Origin of the sequence: Mycolicibacterium novocastrense, from assembly GCF_001499835.1 — a bacterium.
Lineage (GTDB): Bacteria > Actinomycetota > Actinomycetes > Mycobacteriales > Mycobacteriaceae > Mycobacterium > Mycobacterium novocastrense.
Map to the genome: position 1 here is coordinate 26851 of NZ_LQIH01000027.1, position 17467 is coordinate 44317.

Consider the following 17467-nt stretch of genomic DNA (forward strand, 5'->3'; position numbering starts at 1 on the left):
CAGATGGCCCCGAGAAAAGGAACTCAGATGATCAAGAACCGCATCGCCGCCACCGCCGCCCTCGTCATCTTCGGACTCGCCGCCCTGGCCGGTGTCCTCGCCGCGGCAAGCGCCAACGCCGACGCCGGCTCGAGCACCTCGGGCACCGAGATGACCGGAACCGCCCAGCAGTCGGTCGCCAACGCCCGCCAGGCGCTCGACGAGCAACTCGACGCGGCCCGCGACGGCAACGGAGTCGGCGTCCCTGCGCCCGGCATCGCCCAGACCGAACAGCACGTCACCTTCCCCAAGACCCCCCACGGCCCCTACACCGGCAAGCCCGGCCACAACGACGGCGCCGACCCCGCGACCGGCTCGCAGGCCCCCCAGCCGATGCAGGTCGCCTCGACACAGGTCAAGACCGCGCACTGACCACCCCGCCCAACCCGCCGGCCCAGTCATGGGGCCGGCGGGTTCTTGCTGTGGCTTGCCTTTCGCGGCGTGTCCCTCGCCACGGCCGCGAAGAATCTGCCAAGGTCGCAAGTCTGTGCCCACCCGCGCGCCAGGAGATCACGTGAACGAAGCTCGAAGCGCCCTCTACCGGCGCGGTGCCCTCGCCTTGTCATCAGTCGCAGTGACGACGGCCATGTGGCTGGGTGCCGTGCCGCCCGCTTGGGCGGATCCGTACGACGACGGTGACGCACCCGAGATCGTCGATGATTCCGGCTCCTACGCCGAACCTGTCGAAGAACCCGGCCCGGTGGACGTGGGTGAGCCGGTTGCCGAGGCTCCCGAACCGGAGGCGCCGGCTCCCGACCTAGAGGAACCCGCGCCCGGCGCTCCCGACGAACCCGGACCTGCAGGGGCACCCGACGAACCGGGACCCGTCGAGGCACCCGACGAACCCGGACCCGCTGGCGCCCCCGACGAACCGGGACCCGTCGAGGCGCCCGACGAACCGGGACCGGGCGAGGCACCGGGTGACCCGGGCGCCCCAGGGGACCCGGGTGATCCCGGCGACCCCGACACGAACCTCGCCGACCCGGCCGTCGAGGCCGACACCGCCGACCCCGACATCGCCGAGGTGTCGCAGGAGGACTTCGACGAGGCGCACGGCGCCGAGGCGGTGGACGTCGATCCGCCGACGGCGACAGAGACGGAGGTCACCGAACTCACGGAGTCCCTGGAGTCGTTCACCAGCACCACAACCAGCACCACGTCGTCGACGTGGAGTAGCCCGGTGACGCAATGGAATTCGAGGTGGACCGGCTATGACCGCTGGTTCCGGCCCGTCTTCACCAATCCGTACAAGACACCGCTGCAGATCATCTACCCCTACAACAACACCACCCGGGTCTTCGATGTCCCGCCGAGCGGACGCGCCGTTCTCACCGCCCCCGGTCCGGGCGTGTACAGCTTCACCGCGGTGAACCGGGACCCCTCGGGCAAGCCGGTGACGGTGTCGACTGGCAGCTTCTCCGGCGGCGGCTATCGGCCGGCTCCCGGTCAGCCGCCGCCCCCAAAGCCCAAGCCGCCGACGACCTTCAAGAACGTGCTCGTAGCGCTCAAGTACAAGGACGGAGAATCGAAGCCGTTCCGGGTCAAAACGCTGGCCGATCTCGGCGATGACCCATCGGTCGGTGGTCACCGCGTGCTTCTCGACGAGGAGACTCCCGCGTGGGGGCACTGGACCAAAACCGGAGGCGGTGAGCGCCTGTTCGAGATCACCAGCACCCAGCAGCTACCCGGTCTGGTCCAGCCGTCGCAGGGTCCGCTCCCCGGTTATCAGGTCCAGCTGAGCAGCAGCGAAACTGCTGCGCCCGCGCAAGATACGTGGGTGAAGCCCGTGGCCATCGCCGCGGCGGTCGCCGGCGGCCTGGCGATCGGTGCGGTGCTGTATTTCCTCCTGTCGGGCCGTCGACGCAAGACGGCGCCGTAACGGCGGAAATTCGTTCCGAAGGTCTCGATTCTGCGGCGGGACGGACACAACCGGGCATTTGCGTGTCCTGCCACCGTGGATTCGCCCGACGGGGCCGTAAATTCCTGAGTCACTATGACAAAGGCCTTGCGCACATTGGCAATCGCGGTCGCCCTGCCGGCGACCGCATGCGTTGCATTCGCCGCGACGGCGGCCGCCGATCCTCCGCTGCTCAACGGCTCCTACACCGAAGTGGACGGCGACTCCATCCTGGTGCTGACCTTCGCGACGAGCTGCGGGCCTGCCGGTTGCACGGGCACGGTCGCCAGCAATCAGGGATGGCGCACTCCTGCCACGTACTCTGGCGGCCGCTGGAACTTCACCGTCTCCAAGCCCGGAGGTCTCACCTGTGAAGACGGCAGCTATGAACCGGCCGTGGTGTCGATGTCGGTCGATCCCACAACGCTCGGCGGTGTCGTCTCCTCAGACTCCAACTACGGTTGTGCGGGCGGCGTCGTGACGCAGAGCCCGTTCCAACTGCGAAAGGTCAGCTGACACCTCAGCCCCGGATCGCGGTACGGAATCTGTCGCGGTACGCCTTCGGGGACACGCCGAGGTGTTCGACGAACGCACGTCGAAGAGTCTCGGTACTGCCGAACCCGGCGAGGTGTGCCGTGTCCGTGACGGTGCGTCCGGCGTCCAGTGCCGCACGGGCGGCGTCGATGCGGATCATCTCGACATATTCGGCGGGCGTCATTCCGAGCTCCGCGCGGAACAGCCGGGTCAACTGACGCGTACTCAATGATGCCCGTACCGCAAGGGATTTCACGCTGTGGTCGGCGGCCGGGTTGGCGGCGATCGCCTCGGTGACGACTCGAAGCGCCGACTGCGGCGGCGGGTTCGACTCGATGAGCGCAGAGAACTGCGATTGCCCGCCGGCCCTTTTGAGGTAGACGACCAACCAGCGAGCGACCTCGCGCACGAGGTCGGCACCATGGTCCTGTTCCACCAACGCGAGCGCGAGGTCGATGCCCGACGACACCCCCGCCGAGGTGAAGACGTCGCCGTCACGGACGAAGAGGGCGTCAGGCTCAACGGTGATCTCCGGGAAAGCCCTAGCCAGCCTTCGGGTTTCGCGCCAGTGCGTGGTCGCGCGCCGTCCGCTGAGCAACCCGGCCTGGGCCAGGATGAATGACCCTGTGCAGATCGAGCCCAACCGCCGCGTTCGACCCGCCACCGATTTCACCGCCTCGACGAGCGCGGAATCGATAGGCCGAGAAGGAATGGTGTCGCTGCCCGCAACCAGGACGGTATCGGCATATTCGATCGACGTGATGGTGTCGGTGACGCCGATGCGGATTCCGATTGAGGTCGTCACGTCACACCCGTCGACCGACGCGATCCTGACCTCGTAGTCGCCGCCGAATCGATTGGCCTCGGCGAAGACCTCACCCGCCCCGGCGACATCAAGCATGGTCACGTCGTCGAAGACGACGATCACCACCACCCGCGAGCCCGCACCCGCAACCACTCCGTCATTGTGTCGCATTTTGTGGGACGAACGGCTCAATCACCGTACGCGCGTGGCTCCTGACCTGCGTTGACTCAAACGAAGTAGTAGTCCAACAGAGGAGGCTGACAATGAGTACCCAATCGATCCAGTCGATCGCCGACATAACGATCCCCGACAGCGCGCTGGTGCGCGACGCGACCGAGTACATCCGCAGCGCCGAAAACGACCTGCTGTTCGACCATTCACGCAGGGTGTTCCTGTTCGGGGCACTGCGGGGCAACCGGTTGGGCCTGCGACCCGACCTCGAGCTGTTGTACGTGGCCGCGATGTTCCACGATCTCGGGCTCACCGAGCGCTACCGCACCTCCGATCTACGCTTCGAAGTCGACGGCGCGAACGCGGCCCGCGACTTCCTGCTCGAGCGCGGCGTCGACGCAGCCGATGCCCGCAAGGTGTGGCTGGGCATCGCCTTGCACACCACCCCGGGTGTGCCGCAATTCCTGGACCCCGAGACCGCACTGGTGATTGCCGGTGTCGAGGCGGACGTCGTCGGGATCGGTCGGGAAGAGCTCTCGCCGCAGGCCATCGCCGCTGTGACCGCGGCCCACCCTCGGCCCGACTTCAAGAACCGCATCCTCGCGGCCTTCAACGACGGCATGAAACACCGCCCCGACACCACGTTCGGGACCATGAACGCCGATGTGCTGGCGCACTTCGACCCGACGTTCGAGCGGCAGGACTTCGTCGACCTCATCTTGAACAACAGCTGGCCCGAGTAGCGGAGAGGAGCACAGAAATGGACATCCACGAAGCGCTGTACACCACCAGGATGATGCGCCGATTGCGGCCGGATCCGATTCCGCTCGAGACGCAGGCCCGCATTCTGGATGCCGCCGTTCGCGCACCGAACGGAGGCAATACCCAGCGTTGGCATTTCGTCGCCGTAGACGATCCCGCACTCATCCGGCAGTTTTCGCATCTGTTCCGGCAGGCGCGCGACCTCGAATACGCGAAGTTCGGGAACGGGGCCGGGCCGATGGTTGCGACGGCGCCGGGCGCGGACGTCGCGGCGCACGCGGAGACGATGCGTCGGATGAAGGGGTCGGGAAACTACCTGGCCGACCACTTCGAAGAAGTGCCGTTGCTGCTGTTCGTCTATGCCATCGACGATCTGGGCGGCGCCAACATCTACCCGGCGATCTGGAGCGCATTGCTGGCCGCTCGGGCCGAGGGTGTCGGCGGCGTGATGACGATGGTGCTGCGCAACTTCGAGAACCGGGTAAACGAGATACTCAGCGTTCCCGTGGGCGAGGGCTGGAAGATGTCGGCCATGCTGGCCCTCGGTTACCCCCTGGGTAAGTGGGGTGTGGCGGCCGATCGTCGTCCGGTGCATGAGGTTTCGTCGCGCAACCATTGGGATGACCCGTTCGGCGTGGAGGTTCCGCAGCCGCTGTGGCCACCTCGAGATGAGACGGCGGCCAGCCTGGCCGCGGCGAGCTGAGGAGTAGCGCTATGGCCACGACGAAAGGCGCTGCGCTGACGGTGGTGCAACCCGGCGACGGTGACGTGGTTTCCATTCCGGGATTCGGGGCGGTTTTCAAGCTGACCAGTCGGACCACCGGCGGACTCGTCTCGATCGTCGAGCATCCGTTCCCGGTGGGCGCGATCACCGCAGCGCATCGGCACACCCGCGAGGACGAGCATTCGTACGTGCTCGCCGGCGAGATCGGGTTCCGGTCGGACGACAGCGAGGTCGTGCTCGGGCCGGGCGGTTACATCACCAAGCCCCGCGGTCAGATGCATGCCATGTGGAATGCCGGATCCGAACCCGGCCGGATCATCGAGGTCATCACCCCCGGTGGGGGTTTCGAAAACTACTTCCGCGAGTTGGGTGAGCTGCTGATGTCGGGTCAGGCCGCGGTGACACCTGGGGCGCCGTTGCATGAGTCGGCCGAATTCACTGAGCTCGCAACCAGATACGGCCTGACCTATGGCACACCGGACTGGCTGGACGACGTGGTACGCCGGTACGGATTGTCACCGACGACGCATTGAGGAGGCCGCTCACTTTCTCAAGGTGAACTGGTTGACGTCGATGTAGCCGTCTCGAAAAGCCTTCGCGCAGCCCGTCAGATACCGCATGTAGCGCTGATAAACCTCTTCGGACTGGATCTCGACGGCCTCGGTGTGGTGCGCCTCAAGCGCCGCAGCCCAGTGGTCGAGGGTTCTGGCGTAGTGCAGCTGCAGCGATTGCCTGCGCGTCATCGTGAAACCCATTTTGGCCGCGTGGAACTCGACCATTTCGATCGCCGGCAACTGGCCGCCCGGGAAGATCTCCCTGGCGATGAACTCGTTGAAGTCCGCCTGCTCGTCGGACAGTGCCAGCCCGTGCTCGACGATCTGCTCGGCAGTCAACATGGTGATCGTGTGCAGCAGCATCACCCCGTCATCGGGCATGACGCGGTGGGCCATTGCGAAGAAATCGTCGTAGCGGTCGTATCCGAAATGTTCGAACGCCCCGATGGACACGATCCGGTCGACGGGCTCGTCGAACTCTTCCCAACCGTGTAGCAACACCCGCGTGCTGCGCTCGGTGTCCAGCTCGTCGAACATCTTCTGCACATGTGCGGCCTGGTGTTCCGACAGCGTCAGGCCGATCACGTTCACGTCGTACTTCTCGATGGCCCGGCGCATCGTGCTCCCCCACCCGCAGCCGACGTCCAACAACGTCATTCCGGGCTTCAACCCCAGCTTGCCCAGGGACAGGTCCATCTTGGCGATTTGCGCCTGCTCGAGCGGGATGTCGCGCTGCCGATCGAAGTACGCGCAGCTGTAGGTCATGGTGGGGTCGAGGAAGAGCCGAAAGAAGTCGTCGGACAGGTCGTAGTGCGCCTGAACTTCTTCGAAGTGCGGTGTGAGGTTGTCGGCCATAACCGGTGCCCGCCTCTGGGGATCAACGGGATTCGCTGGGGACGTCCCGGAAGAATTTCTATGAAACCCCCGGACCAAGATCAGTACAAGGCCTGTCACTGTTTGTTCACGAATGCGCGTCAATTCCACGAATCCAACGGCATATTGGCGATAGTCTCGCCTCAGCCTCGCAGTGAGCGGCTCGAATTTGCCAAGCATTCTCATCGAGGCTGTCGAAGGAGGTGCTGGATGCCCGTTCTGTCACAAGTTGTTAGCCGATGCGCCGGTGCGGCGGTTCTCGGATGCGCGCTCGCCGCGGGTTCCGTCATCACCGCGCTGGGCGGCGCCTCTGCGCAATCGGTCGCCGAACCCGCGTGCAGCGGAAGTGAATCCATTGTCGACGGCACACCGACGTGCGTGCCGTCGCCTGCGGCACCGGGGGTGTCCAACGTGCAACCTGCCCCGGCCGACACTCAGCAGCAAGACGGCGGACATCACTGAGAGGCTTGCGCCGCTCGTCACGACCCCGGGTCCGCGACGACGACAGGCCCCGGGCCATCCGGCACCGGGGCTGCCCGAGGGCAGACGACCTTAGTCGTCGCCCCCTCCGTCGCTTTTGTTGTCGCTGTCGTTGCCGCCGTTCTCGTCGCCCGCCTGGGTGACGTCCGAGGCAGCGGCCTTGTCGGCGTTCGCGGCGCTCGATCCCGGCACCCTGGCCACGGTTCCGGGCTCGACCTTGTTGGCGCCGCCGTCCCCATTGTCCTTGCTGATGCCGCGGTAGCGGGCATCCGGAGTCGCCTTGTTGGCGCCACCGTCGGCGTCGGTCCTGCTGCTGGCGCCGCTTCCATCGGTGCCGTCGCTTTCGCCGGAGCGAGTGCCGACGCGATCGAGATTCTCCACCGCCGACCGCACTCCGCCGACGGCATCGTTGACCCCATCCCGCACGGTGGCCAGCCCTTGGCCGACCTGCCGCTGCCGCTCGCCCAGGTCGGCCTGGCTCGGCCTCGGCATGTCGGGTGTTTGGCGCTCGACCTCTGAGGCCACGCTCGAGACCTGTTCTCCGAATTGGGAACTGACGGTCTTCAAGATCGACCCGGGCGCCTCCAGCATCGTATTGAGTTGAGCGCGCTGCTCGGTGGTCAGCCCGATCTTCGTCTGCTCGACCAATCGCGTCACCGCGCGCGTCAACACATCGGTCATCTCGTCGCCCACACCTGAACCCAGCAGCCGGATGAAATCGCCTGGCAGCATGGCCATCTGGGCCGGCGTCAGCGTCGGCGTGCCGAACAACGTCGGCTCACCGAACTTGTCGAGCGAACGGGTGTAGCTGCCGTCCGCATTTCGCACCACGTCGGAGTATCCGATGTTGACCAGCATCTTGAGAACCGGCTCGAGCGCATCGGCCAGCGGCGTGTTGACGTCTTCTCCGGTGGCCAGACCGATGCCGGCCGCGGCCAGCCGAGGCAGCGCCAACAGTGGCAGCTCGTCCACCGGCAGCGTGTAGTAGATCGTCCCGTCGGGGCCGACATATCCACCCGCGCCGAGGTTTCCGAAGTCGACTCCGGTCAACAGATTGGTCAGGAGCACCGCCGACGCAACCGAGTTGGCCCACGCGATCGGGTTGGCGGTCGCGGGGGCATCGGAGAGCAGGTCATACTGCCAACCGACGTCGGCTTTGACCGTCACGATGATCGGTTTTCCGTCGACCGAGTCGATCACGGTCTGCAGATTGCCGAGTTCGTCGAACGTGATGTCGCCGGCATTCCCGGTGAGCAGCTTGGTGATCAGGTCCGGATCAAAGCCTTCGGGCAGCACATCCTGGCGGTCGGGCGTCACCGGGTTGACTCCGGTGAGCTCTTCGTACATCGGCGCGAAGCGCGAGTAGAGGCCACCGTTCGCACGGCCCGGATTCCTCACGAGCAGCAGCGACAGCAGGGTCACATCGATCACGCCGCCCTCCTGCACCGTCTCCCAGCCCACCGGTGGCGCATCGGGGAATTCGAGGTCACCGGGTAGCGGGATCTCGAGCGGATTGTTCGTGGTGTCCGTCCGCGTCACCGTGACCTTGTCGTCGCCGAAAGTGAGGCGGATTTTGCGCGGACCGGTCTCGGGATCGCCGACAGCGAAGGGGTTGTAGCCCTCGTGGGTGTTGCCGTTGGCGCTGTCGATGAAGGCTTGATACGCCTGACCCGCCGCGATCGCCCCGTCGCCGTAGGCGATCAGGTTGACGTTCGTGAGGTACGCGGTCCAGTTCAGCACGGGCGCAAGAGCACTGAGATCGCCGCTCTCGACAGCGTGCGCCAGATAGGCGAGCTGTCCCACCGTCGGCAAGGCGGCGACGTCGTCAGGCGACGCAACCCATTGACCCGAGGTGGTCGTGGTCCAGTACCCGTCTTCCTTCCAACCGAATTCCGGTACCTCCGTGGTGAATTCGATGGTCTGGGGAATGTTGGTCACGGCGGCCAGTGCCGCGGCCAAGCCGGCGCTGTGCCCTGCAGCGGCGGCAGCGGCCGCGACGGTGGGGTTCTTGGCGGCGGCCTGAGCAGCCGCGGTGGCGGCCTTGGTGGCCTCGACGACTGCCTCCGCCTTCGCGGTTGCATCCGCGAGCTTCTTGACGCTGTCGCAGAAGTACTTGCAACCCTTGGTGAGCTCGTTGTACCGCTTCGTGTACACCTCGTTGTACTTCTTGCTGTACGCCGCGGTGGAGGCGTCCTCCGAAGCCTTGGCGATGTACGCGGCGCGGGCGACCTCGTAGCCGCCGTCGTAGGCGCGGTCATACGCCTCGCCATACAGGGGATTGGGCTCGTTGACCGAGACCGTGTGGGAACCGGTCTGGCCCCATTCCCCGGGCGTGTAGTACTGCTCCTGACCCGGGTCCGTCGGGTCCAAGGGGTTGACCGGCGTGTACCAGTTCACCCATACCGGCTTCAGCTGCACGGGACCCAGACCCCAGGCCACCAGCGGATTACGGTCCTTGGCCGCGACAATGGCGTTGTTGATCGCGACCGGATCGTTCGGCAGCGTGGCCCCCTCACCGATCGGCAACCAGTCCGGAAACCCCACGAAGTAGGTCTGCGAAGATGCAGCGTTAGCCAGTGACGGTGTCAAGATCATCGCCATCGACGTCGTCGCGATGGCACCCATCAATGCCAGCTTTTTGCCGCTCCCACGATTGAGCCTGCGCCTCCGGGCCCGAGCCCCCTCCGGTTTTGCGCTCCAAGTGCGCATTCGTATCCCACCCCTGAAAAGTAAGTGTGCTTATTTACCGGTGGAAATATTAACCGAGCGGCGTCCGGCCGCCACTAATGGCCAGGCCAGGCACAACCGTCAGATGTGTTTGCTGTGAGAAGCTCACGCCCGCCTAGCTGGCGATATTCAGCAAACTGTCAGATTGGTCACAAGCGGGCATCGGCTGCGTCGCATCACACGCGCGACCACTTGTCAGCGCAGGTAGGTCTCGTCCCCGCTCGGGTATCCGCCGCCATGGGTCGTGATGTGCACATGGTCGTAATGGCCGTAGCCACCTCGTTGAGCGCCATCTGGCGTGTAGTACACGCCGCGCCAGATCGCATCCTGCAAGCCGAAGCGTTTCGCGTTGCGCAGCACGTAGGAGACGATCTCGTCACCGAGCGCAATCCCCTCCGCGCTACCCGGATTGGGGATCATCACGTCGAGCGCCAAGCCGTTGGGATGCCACCTCAGCGAATCCGGGCGCACACCGCCGATGTTGCTGATCTCGGGGAAAGCCTCGCTGATCGCGCGCGACGCCAGGATCGTCTTCACCTGGAGGCCGCGCTCGGGTGCGATGCCGACCGGCAGAGAACGGTCGACAGTGCGGTAGCGGGCGGCCGCAACCATGGCGTCGGGTGCCACGCCGGGATTGACATGACCGATCGCCGCCGCGGGGGTTATCGGAGGGGCCGCGACGATCTCCAGACAACACGGTTGGGTGTCTGCGACCTCTTCGACGACGGGCTTGCTCTCGGGGGCCGGACGAGCCTCAAGATGGACGTCTCCGCCGACCGCGAAGAAGACAGCGGCCGGTCCGAGCACTGCAGCCACGCCCATCGGTGACGTGCGCCGCTTCTTGGCTACGGAGTGCCGACCCACGCAGGGTTGTATATCAAATCGTTACATTCGCCGCAATCCAGGACGATCGGCTGTGACGGGGCTCGACCAGGGTGGATCATCTCCGGACGTGGCGAGAATGCTCCAAGACAAGGTCATCATCGTCGCCGGCCTCGGCGGCATCGGCAACGGGCTGGCGCGCAGGTACGCCGACGAGGGAGCCCGTCTGGTGATCGGGGATATCGACGCTGAGCTGGTGAAACGCGTCACGGACGAGATCGAACCCACGGGCAAGCGGATCCGCGGGACGCATCTCGATGGCTCCGATGAGCAGTCCGTGATCTCGGCGGTCGCACTGGCCGTGGACACCTTCGGTCGCCTCGACGGCATGCACGTGAACTTCACCAATGCCGCGGACGCCTATCTGCCCGGCGGGGTCGTGGAGCTTCCCCTGGAAGCCTTCGACGAGGTGATGCGCGTCAACACCCGCGGTTTCGTCATCTGCGCCAAGCACGCCATCCCCGCGATGGTCGAGGCCGGCGGCGGTTCGATCGTCTTCACCGCTTCGATCGATGCCTACAACGGCGCAAGCACCCGGGTGTCGTATGCCATGAGCAAAGCTGCCGAGCTGGCGCTGATGCGACACATCGCGCGCCGGTACGGACCAAAGGGCATCCGATGCAACGCGATTGCGCCGGGGTTGATCTGGCACTACAAATTCGACGAGCAGCCGATGCCCGACGGCGTCGTCGAGCAGACCCGCGCACGCCAGATGATCAAGGCCCGGTTCGGGACGCCCAACGACGTCGCCGCATTGGCCGCGCTGCTGCTCTCCGACGACGGCAGCTTCATCACCGCGCAGACGATCAGCGTTGACGGCGGGGTGACGTTCCGGCCCTGATCCCGGTCAGTGCAGACGCGACACCAATGTCCAGCGGTTACCGGTTTCCTCGCGCCGATAGGACAGCTCGTCGAGCACCCTCAGCGTGATGGCCAGCCCCCGGCCGCTTTCCGCGAGTTCGTCGGGCAGCTCCACTTGACTGAGGTCGACGGGGGACGGTCCGCCGTCGTCGATGAGGGTGGCGATCACTTCGGTCGGTGAGACCGTGACCTCCATTCGTAACCGCACCGACTGGCCGCCCCCAGCATGCTCGATGATATTGGCGCCGATCTCTCCGACCGCCAGATCCATCGACATCCGGGTCCCATCGGGAATGTCATGCCTCTGCCACACCTCGTCCAATGTTTCGTGCAGGGCTGCAAGGGTTTCGGGTCCGGTGGCCATTTCGACGACGGCGGTGGGATTCTGCATCATCGGTCGCTTCTAGTCGAATGCGGCATCGGCTGTGGGATGTGCGCGCAGCACTCGGTCCAGGTTCGTCAGCGACAACACGGTTTCCACCTGCGTCGTGGGCGCCGCGATTCTCAGATCCCCGCCCGCCTGCCTCGCGAGCTTGAGGCCGGAGATCAGCGCCCCGAGCCCCGACGAGTCGATGAACTCCGTTGCCGACAGATCCACGACCAGCCGGGTGTTGCCGTCCTCGATGAGGCCGTGTAGTTCCTTGCGCAGCGCCGGCGCCGCCACCATGTTCAGCCGCCCCTCGGGCTTTACCACCACTGCGCCCGAAGCTGTTGTACGCCTAGTCGATCCGGTCACTTCTCACCTTCCGCTTCATGGCCGCGATACCGCACCGCCTGGAACACGACGCTCAGGATGATCAGGTCGAAGAGCACCCAGAATAGATTCACTCCGACGCCCAGCACCGAGATTGCGCCGAAATACAACTGGACGATCCCGATGACCGAGGCGACCACCAGCAGCACCATGGCAGCGATCTGCCATTTCACCAATCCCCACGGGATGGCACCCGCACCCTGCCGCGTCTTGGGCGTCACCGCGAAGCCGAGCGGCCGGTCGAAGTAGACATTGCGAAATGCCGTGATACATGCCTTGATCCACACCGGGAACAGCGCAAGGCTGTACTGCTGGCCACGCCATGTCGGCGTACCCCTACTGACGACGATGAAAAGGAGCTGATTGAGGATCAGGAACGGAATCAACCGCCCGAAGAAGTCCCAGCTGTATGCCTGCACCGGCATGACGTTGAAGATCAGGAAGATTGCCGGGGCGGCGATGTAGGCCAACGCCGCGAAACCGGCCAGGTAGCTCCACATCGTGGCGAAGTACATCAAGCGCTGTCCGATGCTCAGCCCCTTGACGAACAGTGGGTTCTCCTTGAGCATCACCTGAATCGTGCCCTGTGCCCAACGCAGCCGCTGCGTGAGCATGGTTCGCACGTCGTCGGGCGCCAGCCCCTTGGCCAGGATTTCGTGGTGGTAGGCCGACTTCCACCCGAGCGCGTGCATGCGCATGCAGGTGGCCATGTCCTCGGTCACGGAGATGGTAGCCATCGGCAGCATCGGCTGGGCCTCGTCGTCCCTCCCGACGTCGACCGCGCGGATCATGGTGCGGATCGACTCCAGGGCCCCCAACGGTGACCAGTCCCGTCCGGCCAGCGATTCCAGCGCCTCGTCGTCGAAGATGACTGCGGTGTCGAGTTGTTCACGCTGCCCACTCAGCGCGGCGATGGCATCGAGATCGGCGCGCATGGCGCTGACGTCGGCATCCACCAAGCTCTTTGCCGCCGCGTCGACGCGTTGCTGAAAGAGGTAGGTGATGTCGGCCAGCGGTTGCTTGTTCTTGAGCGCGGCACGGGACTCGTGCACTGCGTCCTCGACGCTCGTCAGGGCGGCCAGCACGTCCGGTTGGTCCCTGCCGATCTTGCGCTTGGCCTGTTTGAGGATCTTGCGGGAGGTGTAGAGCGCGCGTTTGATGCCGTCTTCAACCGCGCGCACATAGCCGGTCACACCGAGTTGCATCAGCGCATCGCGTCGCAGAACGGCGTTGGATCCGCAGAAATAGGCAGCATTCCAACCGTCTTTGCCTTGCTGGATCGGACCATAGAACAGTGGCGCCTGGCTGCCCAGCGGGTCGGAGAACGGGACGTTGACGAAGTATTGCGGCGTCTGCACCAACGCCATCTTCTCGTCACGGAAGTAACCCAGCGTTCGATCGAGGATCTCCGGCTCAGGAACCTGGTCCGCGTCGAGGATCAGGATGAACTCACCGTCGGTCTCGAGTAGCGCATTGTTCAAGTTCCCGGCCTTCGCGTGACGCGGTTTGTCCAGCCAATGCGACGACCGGACCAGATAACTGATCCCGCGTTCGGCGGCCGCCTGCGCCAACTCGTCGCGTTCCCCGTCGTCGAGAATGTAGGTCCGGTGTGGATACCGAATGCGCTGCGCTGCTTCGGCTGTCGCGATCACCATGTCGATGGGCTCGTTGTACGTGGTGATGAACACGTCGACCGTCGCGCCCTCGGGAGGCGGTGGCGGCGGAGGCCGCCGACGCAATCGCCACATCGTCATGCCAAACAGAAGCGAGTCAATGAGGCTGTAGGTCTCGGCCAGCACGAGAGGGACGGCGATCCACCACGCCGACCAGTTCGTCGAGGCGAGCCATCGCCAAACGACGTAATTGATGCCCAACGCCGCCGTCAGCACGATCAGCAGTCGCAGCCACGGTGACGGCGTGGTTCCTTCGGACGAATGCCTGTGTGTCACGGTCCGTCCCGGCGTACCGCGATCAAGGTCACGTCGTCGAGCGGCGGCTTCCTGGTTGTCAAGGCGCCCACCGCGGCACAGAGTTCACCCGGCTGGGCGTGAGCGGCAACGAAATTCAGAATGTCCTGCTCAACGGCTGAGCGCCCCAGCAAGTCCAGCGACCCGTCCGAGGCAACCACCAGCATGTCTCCCGGCTCCAACATCGTCTCCTGTGTTCCCCAGGTGTCGTCGGGTACGACACCCATCGGTAGCCCACCTGCGGATAAGCGTTCGACCTCCCCGGTTCGCCTCAACACCGCGGCGATTCCGTGGCCGACGTCGACGTACTGCACCCGGCCGGTCATCGTGTCCAGCCGGGCATGAAAAATCGTCACGAAGGTCTCTGTGCGACTGAAGTCTTCGGCCAGTTGACTGGCGACCGAGTTGATTGCCGCCGACAAGTCTGCATCGTGTGCGACCTGGTCGACGGCGCGCGACGCGCCCCTCAGCGCCGACCGGACGCTGGCGGTCAGCAGCGCCGCCCCCAATCCCTTGCCCATCACATCGGCGACGGTGAGCACGGCGCCGCGCTGCACAGCGTAGTAATCGTAGAAGTCACCGCCGACCGCGAAGGCGGGCGAACACATCGCACAGACGGAATAGCCCGGGAGGTCGCCGATCTCCGGCGGCAGGAGCAGCCGCTGGATGGCGGCCGCCCTCTCCAAGTCGTCGGACCGTTCGAGTTCGCGTTGCGCCCATACGGCGAGCTGACGGAACACCTCGCGCTGTCGGGCGTCGAGTGAACGCGGTTTCAAGTCGTAGATGCAGAACGTGCCGACCGCATGGCCGCCGGGACCGAACAGCGGATACCCGGCGTAGAACCGGATCCCGCCCTCGGCTGCGATCGCGGGCAGCGCGGCGAATTCCGGTTCAGCGGTGAGGTCGTCGACGATCAGGGCCGGTTCTGACGGTTTGTCATAGGTTCGCGCGATGGTGGCCCGACACACCGAGGTCTCGCGAGGTCCGCTGATCTCAAGGCCCTCGCCCACCGCCTGCTTACACCATTGGCGGTCACGGTCGATGAAGTTGATGTATGCCCTCGGCACCTCGAAAATCAGTTGGGCCATGCGGATGATCCGGTCGAACCGCTCTTCCGCCGGGGTGTCGAGGATGTCCAGTTGCGTCAGGGAGTGAAGCCGCTGCTCCTCCACGTCGGCCGGGAGGGCGAAGCGGTCGTGAACTACGTCCGATGTCATGACAGCAACCGCGCATACCGCATCGCCGCGGCCATCGCGGCCGCGGACTCCGGGGTGCTCTCGATCCGCCAGTCCGTCTCCTTGTCATGGTCAAACCAGACGAAACCGATCACATCGCGCTGAAGCCGGAGGAATTCCAGGAAGCGCTCGATCCATTCGGCTTTGCAGCCGCCGGACTCGGCGCAACCGACTTCCGCGATCAGGATCGGCTTGTCCGCGGCGATCGCTCTCAGCTCGTCGAGGGCGGCTCCGAACAGTTGATCGGGATCGACCCAGCTCGTCGAGGACAGGCAGGTCCCCCAGTTGTATCCGTCGATCCCCAGAACGTCGACGTACTCATGGCCGGGATACCAGTCCGCAAGCCTTCCGGCGCCACCGACCGTGGGCGCCCATATCCAGTCGACGTTTGCGACGTTGCGTTCGGTGAAGATGTCGTGCACGTGCCGCCACGCGCTGATGTACGCCGACGGCGAAGTACCGCATGCAGGTGTCCAGGGGTACCAGTCACCGTTGAACTCGTGCGCCAGCCGGATGAAGACGTGGCGCCCCCATTCGCAGAACTCGTCGGCCCAGCGGTAGATGTAGTCGTCGAGGGCACCCGCGAGTAGCGATTTCACAACGGCGGGTGACCGATCGTCCGTCCAGCACCACGGCTCCCAGGACACGATGGGATCGGCGCCGCTGTACGCCACCAGAGCCATCGCGGGCACCGGGGGTAGAGCAAAGAAATCCTCGAACGCCATCACCAGCTCGGGCCGGTGTCCGACCGCATCGGCCACCGCTTGTAGCTCGCGCCCCGCCGTGAACCCGCCCGGCGCGCTCACCCCGAAGCGCAGGCACGAGGTGCGCACTCGAGATTCCGGGTCCGAAATCGTCTCGGCCGGCGGGTCCACGGATTGCTCCCCCTCACACACATCGGTGACGCAAATGTTTCCCCCGCGCGCCATCGTCGCAAACTCCACATCGTGCCACCGCCACATTCGTCGGATACGTGGCCCCGCCGCAACCGTTGGATGCGGCGGCTGAGTGGGTACCGAGTCAGGCGAGAGGTAACCTCAGAGCCTGATTCACCGCAAGAACGGGGACGCGATATGGACCTCGTGCTCGGCCTGTCGATGACGTCCAGCACGGTTCGGTGGGTGCTCGTGGAGGGCGCCACCGGCGAAGGAGCCACCGTCGACCGCGGATCGTTCGACTTCGACGCGGACGTCGATCCCGACGATCTGCTCAACGTGGCGCTCGCCGATGTCGTCGACAGCCCGATCCACGCGATCGGCGTCACCTGGACCAACGAGGCCGAAGCCGTGGCGTCCGGTGTCCTGGAGGCCCTGACCGCGCGGGGTTACGGCAACGCGATCGCGATCTCCGAGCTGGAAGCCGGCGATGTGCTGGCGGCGGGCATCGCCGACATCGCCGATTACGACGACGTCGCGGTGTGCATCGTGGAGCCCGACGCCGCGGTGGTCGCGATGGTCGACGGCGAGGGGGTCACCGTCGATCGCATCGCACGACCCCTTGACGGCGCGGACGTCGTCGAGCTGCCCAGCAGCGTGATCGCCATGCTCGAGCTCAACGAGTGGCGACCGCAGGCCATCTTCGTGGTCGGGTCGGCACGCGATCTCGAGCTGATCACCTCGACGCTCGGCGACGTGACGGACTCCCCGGTGTTCTCCGCGGCCGAGGCAGACCTGGCACTTGCGCGCGGAGCGGCGCTGGCATCGGCGCGTGCGGTCAACAGCCTGGACGCCACCGTGGCGAAGGGGCCGTCGCGGGTCGGGGCGCTGGCGTCGGTCCTCGTCGCCGCCGTGGTGACATTCGTGGTGTCGACCTCGACGGCGGTCGGCTTGAGCCTGACGGGTGACAGCGCGTCGACGAATCAGGGCGCGCGCGCCGCGGAGGAGGACCCCGTTTCCGTCGCGGAAGAGGCGCCGCGGCCGGTCGACAACGAGATCCACAGCAAGAAGGCCACCACCCCGGCCGAGGCGAGGCCTGTCGTCGCGCAGACCATCGCGGTGGCCGCCCCTCCGCCGCCGCCCGCGGCTCCTCCGGCCGAACCCATCTACGAACCACCGGCTTACATCCCGCCCGCGCCGGCGTACACCGCACCCGAACCCGCCTACTCGCCGCCGGCCCCCGCCGACACCGCCCCGGCGTACACGCCACCGGCACCGGTGTACGCGCCGCCGCCGGCACCTGCTTACGTCCCGCCTCCGCAACCGC

18 protein-coding genes are annotated in these 17467 nt (G+C 65.6%); 9 read left to right on the top strand and 9 right to left on the bottom strand.

The window, feature by feature from the left end:
- Window positions 1–27 precede the first annotated feature (27 nt).
- The 3 genes from AU072_RS18765 to AU072_RS18775 all read left to right on the top strand — a co-directional run bounded on the left by AU072_RS18765 (window position 28) and on the right by AU072_RS18775 (window position 2452).
- A complete protein-coding gene (locus tag AU072_RS18765; RefSeq protein ID WP_064415201.1) occupies window positions 28–411 on the top strand; it encodes a hypothetical protein in 384 nt (127 codons plus the stop codon).
- Window positions 412–553: 142 nt separating this feature from the next.
- The gene (locus tag AU072_RS18770; protein WP_064415202.1) at window positions 554–1918 is read left to right on the top strand and encodes a hypothetical protein; all 1365 of its coding nucleotides are present in this window, start codon (window positions 554–556) and stop codon (window positions 1916–1918) included.
- A gap of 114 nt (window positions 1919–2032) precedes the next feature.
- Entirely contained in the window at window positions 2033–2452 is a 420-nt protein-coding gene (locus tag AU072_RS18775; RefSeq protein WP_064415203.1) for a hypothetical protein, read from the top strand.
- Window positions 2453–2456: 4 nt separating this feature from the next.
- Here the strand turns inward: AU072_RS18775 and AU072_RS18780 are convergent, their stop codons facing one another.
- Complete coding sequence (locus tag AU072_RS18780) at window positions 2457–3446, bottom strand: GlxA family transcriptional regulator (protein WP_174523748.1); 990 nt, start codon at window positions 3444–3446, stop codon at window positions 2457–2459.
- Window positions 3447–3538: 92 nt separating this feature from the next.
- Between AU072_RS18780 and AU072_RS18785 the strand changes: the two genes are divergently transcribed.
- From AU072_RS18785 to AU072_RS18795, 3 genes are read left to right on the top strand one after another with little or no spacing between them, the layout of a single operon-like run.
- Window positions 3539–4189, top strand: a complete 651-nt coding sequence (locus AU072_RS18785; protein ID WP_064415204.1) for an HD domain-containing protein — start codon at window positions 3539–3541, stop codon at window positions 4187–4189.
- Window positions 4190–4206: 17 nt separating this feature from the next.
- On the top strand, window positions 4207–4911 hold the full coding sequence (locus AU072_RS18790) for a nitroreductase family protein (RefSeq protein ID WP_064415205.1): 705 nt from the start codon (window positions 4207–4209) through the stop codon (window positions 4909–4911).
- Window positions 4912–4922: 11 nt separating this feature from the next.
- The gene (locus AU072_RS18795) at window positions 4923–5465 is read left to right on the top strand and encodes a cupin domain-containing protein (protein ID WP_064415206.1); all 543 of its coding nucleotides are present in this window, start codon (window positions 4923–4925) and stop codon (window positions 5463–5465) included.
- Window positions 5466–5474: 9 nt separating this feature from the next.
- Here AU072_RS18795 and AU072_RS18800 read toward each other — a convergent pair whose 3' ends face one another.
- The gene (locus AU072_RS18800) at window positions 5475–6341 is read right to left on the bottom strand and encodes a cyclopropane mycolic acid synthase family methyltransferase (RefSeq protein ID WP_064415207.1); all 867 of its coding nucleotides are present in this window, start codon (window positions 6339–6341) and stop codon (window positions 5475–5477) included.
- 228 nt (window positions 6342–6569) lie between these two features.
- On the opposite strand from AU072_RS18800, the gene AU072_RS28190 reads away from it, so the two are divergent.
- Window positions 6570–6821 carry a hypothetical protein gene (locus tag AU072_RS28190; protein ID WP_133147299.1) on the top strand — a complete coding sequence of 84 codons (252 nt, stop codon included), beginning with the start codon at window positions 6570–6572 and terminating at the stop codon, window positions 6819–6821.
- 90 nt (window positions 6822–6911) lie between these two features.
- On the opposite strand, the gene AU072_RS18805 is transcribed toward AU072_RS28190, so the two are convergent.
- Together AU072_RS18805 and AU072_RS18810 are read right to left on the bottom strand one after the other, a co-directional pair.
- Window positions 6912–9464 (bottom strand): PE-PPE domain-containing protein, encoded by a 2553-nt coding sequence (locus tag AU072_RS18805; RefSeq protein ID WP_064415208.1) that lies wholly within the window; start codon window positions 9462–9464, stop codon window positions 6912–6914.
- 297 nt (window positions 9465–9761) lie between these two features.
- The gene (locus AU072_RS18810) at window positions 9762–10430 is read right to left on the bottom strand and encodes a VldE C-terminal domain-containing protein (RefSeq protein WP_217266026.1); all 669 of its coding nucleotides are present in this window, start codon (window positions 10428–10430) and stop codon (window positions 9762–9764) included.
- A 97-nt stretch (window positions 10431–10527) separates the two neighbouring features.
- Between AU072_RS18810 and AU072_RS18815 the strand changes: the two genes are divergently transcribed.
- Complete coding sequence (locus AU072_RS18815; protein WP_064415210.1) at window positions 10528–11289, top strand: SDR family NAD(P)-dependent oxidoreductase; 762 nt, start codon at window positions 10528–10530, stop codon at window positions 11287–11289.
- Between the two features lie 6 nt (window positions 11290–11295).
- On the opposite strand, the gene AU072_RS18820 is transcribed toward AU072_RS18815, so the two are convergent.
- The 5 genes from AU072_RS18820 to AU072_RS18840 are packed head-to-tail and all read right to left on the bottom strand — an operon-like array spanning window position 11296 to window position 16140.
- On the bottom strand, window positions 11296–11703 hold the full coding sequence (locus AU072_RS18820) for an ATP-binding protein (protein WP_067392537.1): 408 nt from the start codon (window positions 11701–11703) through the stop codon (window positions 11296–11298).
- 9 nt (window positions 11704–11712) lie between these two features.
- Window positions 11713–12045, bottom strand: a complete 333-nt coding sequence (locus AU072_RS18825; RefSeq protein WP_064415211.1) for an STAS domain-containing protein — start codon at window positions 12043–12045, stop codon at window positions 11713–11715.
- Entirely contained in the window at window positions 12042–14012 is a 1971-nt protein-coding gene (locus AU072_RS18830; RefSeq protein WP_064415212.1) for a glycosyltransferase, read from the bottom strand. The genes AU072_RS18825 and AU072_RS18830 overlap by 4 nt, the downstream gene beginning before the upstream one ends.
- On the bottom strand, window positions 14009–15247 hold the full coding sequence (locus AU072_RS18835; RefSeq protein WP_064415213.1) for a PP2C family protein-serine/threonine phosphatase: 1239 nt from the start codon (window positions 15245–15247) through the stop codon (window positions 14009–14011). Before AU072_RS18835 ends, AU072_RS18830 begins: the two co-directional genes overlap by 4 nt.
- Entirely contained in the window at window positions 15244–16140 is an 897-nt protein-coding gene (locus tag AU072_RS18840; RefSeq protein ID WP_235629861.1) for a glycoside hydrolase family 26 protein, read from the bottom strand. The genes AU072_RS18835 and AU072_RS18840 overlap by 4 nt, the downstream gene beginning before the upstream one ends.
- 198 nt (window positions 16141–16338) lie before the next feature.
- Here AU072_RS18840 and AU072_RS18845 point away from each other — a divergent pair.
- On the top strand, window positions 16339–17467 hold a 1129-nt coding region (locus AU072_RS18845), incomplete at its 3' end, for a DUF7159 family protein (protein ID WP_064415214.1).